The organism is Acinetobacter sp. YH12144 (assembly GCF_013418345.1).
Classification (GTDB): Bacteria; Pseudomonadota; Gammaproteobacteria; order Pseudomonadales; family Moraxellaceae; genus Acinetobacter; species Acinetobacter amyesii.
This window is the reverse complement of sequence record NZ_VPCD01000048.1, coordinates 1-3,752: the sequence shown is the minus strand read 5'-3', so window position 1 is coordinate 3,752 and position 3,752 is coordinate 1. Positions and strand designations below refer to the sequence as shown.

Sequence of the window (3,752 nt, the reverse complement as noted above, 5' to 3'; positions counted from 1 at the left end):
AGGCTGTATTCCTGATTCATTACGATAAACAGGACTGCTGTGAAAAAAAGTAGTGGTAAAGGAGAAAGTAAGAGAGCTTTTACTATTTTTTCATTTGAGTATTTCACTAATTTAATTCTCTTATCTATTCAATAAATAATAATACTATAACGATTTTATTGGAGGTTTTTTGATTCTATTTAACATAATGGCTGTTATACGAAATTCAGCGTTTCAGGCTCCCCAAAACCAAGTTTATTTCTTGCATAAATGTATCCTGTAGGATACATTTTGTTTATGTACTCAATATATACCACTGAAGTCTTTGATGAATGGTTCACCAAGTTAAAAGACCAACAGGCAAAAAGACGCATACAAGTCCGAATTGATCGGGTTGAAGATGGAAACTTTGGAGATACTGAACCAGTTGGTGAAGGTGTCTCTGAATTACGTTTCTTCTTTGGACCAGGCTATAGGATTTACTACTGCAAACAAGGGCAAAGGGTTGTTATTCTTTTAGCAGGCGGAGATAAGTCTACGCAAAGTAAAGATATAAAACTTGCCCTGCAATTGGCACAAGATTTAGAGGAGGAGCTATAAATGGCTATTAAACTTCGCAAATGGGACAGTGCTGAGCATCTTAAAACAGAAGAAGATATGCAGGCTTACTTACAAGCATGTATCGAAGAATCTAATGGTGATGCCGCATTCATTGCTAAAGCTTTAGGTAACATTGCTAAAGCTAAAGGAATGGCTCAATTATCACGAGATACAGGTCTAGGCCGAGAAAGTCTTTACAAAGCACTTTCTGGTGATGTGAACCCTAGTTTTGATACGGTGATTAAAGTTGTAAAAGCACTAAATTTGCGCTTAGCAATTTAAAAAAATTATTAAAAAATGGAGCTTTAGGCTCCATTTTTTAATTTCGTATAACGTGTATTATGTTAATTTTAGGAGATCTATACAATTCTGTACTTTTTCACAATCATAGAAAAAGCAAATAAAATACTTATCCAAAATAAATAATCAATAAAAAAATTGAGAAAAACAAATTGATCCATGCCGATGAAAATAAATAAAGGATTGATACTTATACTTCCGACTGGAGAGGTTTCACCATCTATAAGGAACTGTAGAGGAAATCCCCCAGCTATGACTTCAACTTCTCCAAGCTTATCTACAACTATGCGGTCAACTAATATATTTTTTTGATAAAGCAAAGATACGTAGGTCAAAATAATTGCTAAGAAATTAAAATATAAAAATTTTTTCATAATTTTATCTCATATATCTATTAATTTTAACAATTTTTAATCAGAGCCTTTTGGAATAATTTGCTTTAATTTCTCTATTATGATTTTATCAAAAAATTCCTTTAATATGAAAAGATTAGAATTTATTTTATTAAGTTTACTTGCAGCCTGTAGTCCAGTTACAGAAAAAATTGAATCAAATATAGTTGTTCCACGTATTCAATATACGGGGGGAGCAGATAATGCAAGTTATAGTGAGGCTAAGCTTATTAGGGAAGGTAAATGCCTATACCTAGAACATGCTGATGGATCTAAAGTTCTGCCAATTTTTGCTACAAAAACTCTAGATTGGGATATGGAAACTAAGAGCCTAAAAGTAGATTCGGATACTTATTTTTTAGGTGATAAAGCAGCATATGGAGGCGGAGAATCCTATCCTCTAGAAAAAAATAATTATTCTTGGATAACTGAAGTAGATCCTAGCTGTGATACCTCAAAAGTTATAGTTATTAGTCGACTCATAAGACCAATTGAACAGAACTACCAAAATGAAGAATAGCCTATTTTACTGTCTTGCATTAGTTTTAATTATAGGATGCCAACCATTAGAAAAGAATGGATATATTTCTATTAAAAATTGGACCAATGCCCCAATCACAGATCTTAAAATAACTTATATCAGTGCTCAAAAAACTTATAGCTTAGGTACTCTTTATCCTTATTCGGAATATAAATACGCCATCAACTATGAGCAGCATAATGAGGATTCAATAATCTTTTCATATGTAGATAAAAGTCATAAAAAGATTAATCAAGAAGTAGCTACATATGCAGCCAAATATGATAGGAGAATTTATGAAATAATTATTCAATAGAATATAAATTTATATAGAAATTACAATTACTAATTGAACGAAAGAGCTTCTATTTGAAGTTTCAAAAACTGGAGTTTTCCACCAATCTAACCTCCATTTAACATAATGGCGGTTATACGAAACTTAGATGTAAGCCCAAAGTAGAAATGTCCGGTTTCTCCAAAGTAAAAATGTCCGCTTTTAGAATATGCACTTTTGCAATTTTCTTATGTTCTTAAAAAAAATAGTTCTAATTAGTACAATAATAACTAGTAGTCTTGCTCTTGCATATGATCCTACAACGCCTTCATATTATTTAACGAAAGAATTGTGATGTGTGCAGAATATTATGCAGACTGTATTGATGTCTATGGGTCTGCTGGTAGCGGTGGAATGTCAGAGTGTGGAAACTCTTTAAATACATGCATCACTACAGGTGATTGGAATCCACCAAATCTTCCTGTACCATCATCGGATAGATTATTAAACCTTTTTAGTTCAGAAACTAGAGAAGCTACAACAAGATATACCACGGCCTAATAAATCAGGATCTCAATGTAATATGATTGGGATCCTTACCAACATATATAGAAGAGAAAAATGGATCAATTAAAAAAAATAAATGATGATTTGTATCAAGCTGCAATATTATTAGACAGTATTCCTAGTAAGATTCAATCAGATCCATCACTAGAAAATAGAGAAAATATCTTACTGATAGGAAAAGCTCTCAGTCATATTTTTGAACTCCAAAATAATATTTATAAAATTCGCCCTGATTTAAAAAATAATAATCAGTAATAACAGTTATTTATAGTATTTTTTAAGAAAGATAGCGGCTCATTTGAGAATATAAAAGTAATATTCTATTTGTAATAGTTTCTCTGAAATTAACATAATACGGATTATACGAACTAGCCACGTAATGCAACTTGCATTACAATATTCCTATGCATTCAATAAATGGGAAAAATAATGGCTACTGTTAACTTCAGGGTCGATGAAGCCCTTAAAGAAAAATCTTATTCAGTTCTAAGAGAACAAGGTATTGCACCTACTGAGTTTTTTACAAATGTCCTTGAATACATTGCAGCGACTGGGAAACTCCCTGTACAAAAAGCCTTACTCTCAGAAGAGGATACCGAGCTATTAGCGATTGTTCGTAAACGTATTAATGATCCTAAAGAAATGTTTGAGGAAATTACTTTAGATGACTTATAAGCTTTTACGTCATAAGGACTTCACAGCTGAATGGGAAAAGCTTCCTAGTGCTATAAGAGATCAATTTAAGAAAAAACTTGCCAAGGTCATAGAGCAGCCACATATTCCAAAGAATATGCTTAGAGGTGATCTTGCAGGTTGCTACAAAATTAAATTATTAAAGGCTGGAGTCCGACTAGTTTATCAAGTTAAAGATGATCAGGTAGTTATCTTGCTCATTACGGTTGGGAAACGAGCTGACAGCATAGTTTATGACGAAGCGAAAAAGCGCATTAAAGACTAAAAATGGGAGCTTAGAGCTCCCATTTTTGACTTCGCATAACGTGTATTATGTTAATTTTAGAAATAAGTCACCTATAAATTTTGCTTTTATATAAACGACTAAATTAGGTCTATTAGTAATACTCCCTAATAATTCATAATCATAATTCGTCTTTTTAATAGA

At 32.2% G+C, this 3,752-nt stretch carries 8 protein-coding genes; 7 read left to right on the top strand and 1 reads right to left on the bottom strand.

Annotated features, from left to right (window positions below):
• Positions 1 to 276 precede the first annotated feature (276 nt).
• Together FTU79_RS16255 and FTU79_RS16250 are read left to right on the top strand one after the other, a co-directional pair.
• Positions 277 to 579 (top strand): type II toxin-antitoxin system RelE/ParE family toxin, encoded by a 303-nt coding sequence (locus FTU79_RS16255; RefSeq protein ID WP_178962753.1) that lies wholly within the window; start codon positions 277 to 279, stop codon positions 577 to 579.
• On the top strand, positions 580 to 861 hold the full coding sequence (locus FTU79_RS16250) for an addiction module antidote protein (protein WP_067865280.1): 282 nt from the start codon (positions 580 to 582) through the stop codon (positions 859 to 861).
• Positions 862 to 938: 77 nt separating this feature from the next.
• On the opposite strand, the gene FTU79_RS16245 is transcribed toward FTU79_RS16250, so the two are convergent.
• Entirely contained in the window at positions 939 to 1,253 is a 315-nt protein-coding gene (locus tag FTU79_RS16245; protein ID WP_005108843.1) for a hypothetical protein, read from the bottom strand.
• 106 nt (positions 1,254 to 1,359) lie between these two features.
• Here FTU79_RS16245 and FTU79_RS16240 point away from each other — a divergent pair, with 106 nt between their 5' ends.
• The 5 genes from FTU79_RS16240 to FTU79_RS16220 all read left to right on the top strand — a co-directional run bounded on the left by FTU79_RS16240 (position 1,360) and on the right by FTU79_RS16220 (position 3,590).
• Complete coding sequence (locus tag FTU79_RS16240; RefSeq protein WP_005108844.1) at positions 1,360 to 1,791, top strand: hypothetical protein; 432 nt, start codon at positions 1,360 to 1,362, stop codon at positions 1,789 to 1,791.
• Complete coding sequence (locus FTU79_RS16235; protein WP_005108845.1) at positions 1,781 to 2,107, top strand: hypothetical protein; 327 nt, start codon at positions 1,781 to 1,783, stop codon at positions 2,105 to 2,107. Before FTU79_RS16240 ends, FTU79_RS16235 begins: the two co-directional genes overlap by 11 nt.
• 579 nt (positions 2,108 to 2,686) lie before the next feature.
• On the top strand, positions 2,687 to 2,887 hold the full coding sequence (locus tag FTU79_RS16230; protein ID WP_163146734.1) for a hypothetical protein: 201 nt from the start codon (positions 2,687 to 2,689) through the stop codon (positions 2,885 to 2,887).
• A 174-nt stretch (positions 2,888 to 3,061) separates the two neighbouring features.
• Entirely contained in the window at positions 3,062 to 3,307 is a 246-nt protein-coding gene (locus tag FTU79_RS16225) for a type II toxin-antitoxin system RelB/DinJ family antitoxin (protein ID WP_111885987.1), read from the top strand.
• Positions 3,297 to 3,590 (top strand): type II toxin-antitoxin system RelE/ParE family toxin, encoded by a 294-nt coding sequence (locus FTU79_RS16220; protein WP_074947749.1) that lies wholly within the window; start codon positions 3,297 to 3,299, stop codon positions 3,588 to 3,590. The genes FTU79_RS16225 and FTU79_RS16220 overlap by 11 nt, the downstream gene beginning before the upstream one ends.
• The last annotated feature ends 162 nt before the right edge of the window (positions 3,591 to 3,752 follow it).

Bases quoted from the DNA above. Each gene is read 5' to 3' on its own strand.
- FTU79_RS16220 (WP_074947749.1), top strand. From the start codon at position 3,297: ATGACTTATAAGCTTTTACGTCATAAGGACTTCACAGCTGAATGGGAA.
- FTU79_RS16235 (WP_005108845.1), top strand. From the start codon at position 1,781: ATGAAGAATAGCCTATTTTACTGTCTTGCATTAGTTTTAATTATAGGA.
- FTU79_RS16240 (WP_005108844.1), top strand. From the start codon at position 1,360: ATGAAAAGATTAGAATTTATTTTATTAAGTTTACTTGCAGCCTGTAGT.
- FTU79_RS16255 (WP_178962753.1), top strand. From the start codon at position 277: ATGTACTCAATATATACCACTGAAGTCTTTGATGAATGGTTCACCAAG.
- FTU79_RS16230 (WP_163146734.1), top strand. From the start codon at position 2,687: ATGGATCAATTAAAAAAAATAAATGATGATTTGTATCAAGCTGCAATA.
- FTU79_RS16225 (WP_111885987.1), top strand. From the start codon at position 3,062: ATGGCTACTGTTAACTTCAGGGTCGATGAAGCCCTTAAAGAAAAATCT.
- FTU79_RS16245 (WP_005108843.1), bottom strand. From the start codon at position 1,253: ATGAAAAAATTTTTATATTTTAATTTCTTAGCAATTATTTTGACCTAC.
- FTU79_RS16250 (WP_067865280.1), top strand. From the start codon at position 580: ATGGCTATTAAACTTCGCAAATGGGACAGTGCTGAGCATCTTAAAACA.